At 46.5% G+C, this 2,660-nt stretch carries 2 protein-coding genes; both read left to right on the top strand.

Features of this window, described 5'->3' with window-relative positions:
* Positions 1-788, top strand: a 788-nt coding sequence (locus PHD76_15255; GenBank protein ID MDD5263200.1) for a GGDEF domain-containing protein, incomplete at its 5' end; no start/stop codon positions are given.
* 80 nt (positions 789-868) lie between these two features.
* Positions 869-2,660: PAS domain-containing protein (locus PHD76_15250; GenBank protein ID MDD5263199.1), on the top strand; the 1,792-nt coding region annotated here is incomplete at its 3' end.

Here is a 2,660-nt window from a genome sequence, read left to right as displayed (position 1 = left end):
ACAAAACGCCGTTAAGTTTCGATCAAAACACCGCCATAGAGTTAGTCAGTAAACAACTGACATCAACAATGCGAAACGATCAGGCTTTTATCATTACCAATGACGGCGAATATACGGGCATAGGAACTATACTGAAATTGCTTGAAGAAATTACCCGTCAACAAATTCACAATGCCAAACACGCTAATCCTCTTACCCTGTTGCCGGGTAGCGTTCCGATCAATGATCAGATCGATCAATTATTGGCAACCAAAGTACCTTTCAGTTTCGGTTATTTCGATCTGGATCACTTCAAGCCTTTTAATGACGTTTATGGCTACAGTGCGGGCGACGATATTATTAAAGCAGTCGCCAATACACTGGCTCAACACATTCCCGCCGAGAGCGGTCTGGTTGGTCACATCGGCGGAGATGATTTTATAGTCATTTTTACCGGTAATGACTGGTTAAAGTGCTGTGAAAATATTTTGAACGACTTTAAAAAAGCCGTTCCACATTACTACAAAGATGACGATATAAAAACAGGCGGTATTCATGCTGAAAACAGAGCGGGAGAAAAATGTTTTTTTCCGTTGATAAGCCTGTCGGTCGGCCTGGTAGACTCGGTTTCAACCAGTCAGTGTCAATCGCATGTTGATATAGCCGATTTGGCATCCGAAGCAAAAAAACAGGCCAAAAAGATTGAAGGGAACAGTTTCTTTATTAACCACAGAATGGCGACAAAAAGTCAGGAAAACCTTCAATCCTTTGCGCATAAATCAGTGGTAAAACTGCATGCGGTTAATTAATCCAAAAGGCAGGCATCTCATTTCTTTTTATTTCCAGGACAGCGTGGAAACTAATAAGTAACATCTAAAAGGCTCTTAAAATGTTTGGTTATATAAGCTTCAAAGTCCGCATATTGCTTGGATTTCTTGCCATCATCAGTTTGATGATAGGCATTGTTGCTGTGGCTTTGTTTAATTTTTCCCAGACTCAGCGCGACGTGGCGAAAGTGGATGATACTTTTTTGCCCAATGCGCTGCTGGCAGAGCGAATGGCGATTTATACCTTACAGGTACAGCAACTTTTTACCCAGGTTTCACTCAACCAGGACCCGGATGGTTATCAGGATGCGCAAAGAGCGGCCGAAGACTTTAAACAGGGCATCGCACAGTTTCGGGAGCGCTTGGCTGGAGAAAGCCCGGTAAAAATAACGACCGAACCGCCCGCCATTAAGAGCGGCAGTGATGCTGCGGGGAATAAGGCGGCTTCGTCCGCAGCAAAACTGAAAGAATTGGCGGCTCTTGAGGTCGGTTTCGACTGGTATTACAGCGAAGGCAAGCGCATGACCACGGTCTATAAGGCCGAGGGCGCCGATGCGGGCAATCCGGTCATGAAGGATTTCAATAAATTAGCGAAAAACCTACGAACACAACTGAATAGAATTAAAAATCAGGAAGTGAACGACGCAAAAAATAATGCCCACGGCATCACTGAATCAACCCGGCATGCATCCAAGATCATGCTCGTCATTTCTTTGGCCGGTATCGGTTTAGGGCTAGGTATTGCCATCTACTTGACGCGTTATCTAAGCAAGCAATTGGGCATTGATCCTTACTTTGCAAAAGGGATTGCCATGGAAATTGCCGAGGGCAATTTAACTCAGGATATTCAGGTTAATGAGAAAGACAGCAGCAGTTTGTTATATGCGATGAAACACATGCAGCAACAACTGTTGGAGCGCATAACGGCAGAACGCAAAGCGGCTGACGAAACCCTGCGCGTCAAGATTGCGCTGGACAACGTCAGCACCGGCGTCATGATTGCCGATAATGACCGTAACATCATTTACGTGAATCAAGAGGTGATCAATATACTCGGCAAGGCCGAAATGGAAATCAGTCGGCAGTTGTCAAAGTTCTCTATTGAGAATCTGGTCGGCACCAACATGGATGATTTTCACGAAAACCCTTCGCATCAGGCAAAAATGCTCACCTCTTTAACCGGCAACTATGAGGCCGCCATGATAGTGGGCGGCCGTTCGATGGTAGTGATTGCCAATCCGGTAATCAACGAGCAAGGCCAACGACTGGGTACGGTGGCCGAATGGCACGACCGCACCGAAGAGGTAATCGCGGAGAATGAAGTCGCCATTATTGTGGAAGCCGCTGCCAAGGGCGATTTCAGCATGCGTTTCGATCTGGACGGCAAGGACGGTTTTTTACGTCACCTGGGGGGCGATATTAACCAGCTTATGCAAACCAGCGAAACCAGCCTTAATGAAGTCGTGCGCGTACTCAATGCGCTGTCCCGTGGCGACCTGACCGAAACCATCAGCAACGATTATTCCGGTATATTCGGTCAGCTTAAAAATGACTCCAATACCACGGTAGAAAAACTTAAAGACATTATCAGCCAAATCAAGGATGCCACTGACGGCATTAACACCGGAACTAAAGAAATCGCTTCGGGCAATAATGATTTGTCACACCGCACCGAACAGCAAGCAGCCAGTTTGGAACAAACAGCCGCCAGCATGGAAGAGCTGACTTCCGCCGTGCAGCACAATGCCAAAAACGCCCAGCATGCCAACCAACTCGCCGTTGATGCATCTAACATAGCGGGTAAAGGTGTTGAAGTGGTCGGTCAAGTCGTGATGACCATGGATGACATTAATG

It is taken from the genome of Candidatus Methylacidiphilales bacterium (assembly GCA_028713655.1).
Taxonomy (GTDB): Bacteria; Verrucomicrobiota; Verrucomicrobiia; order Methylacidiphilales; family JAAUTS01; genus JAQTNW01.
Note: the sequence above shows the minus strand (reverse complement) of the source record. Positions and strands in the feature narration are given on the sequence as shown.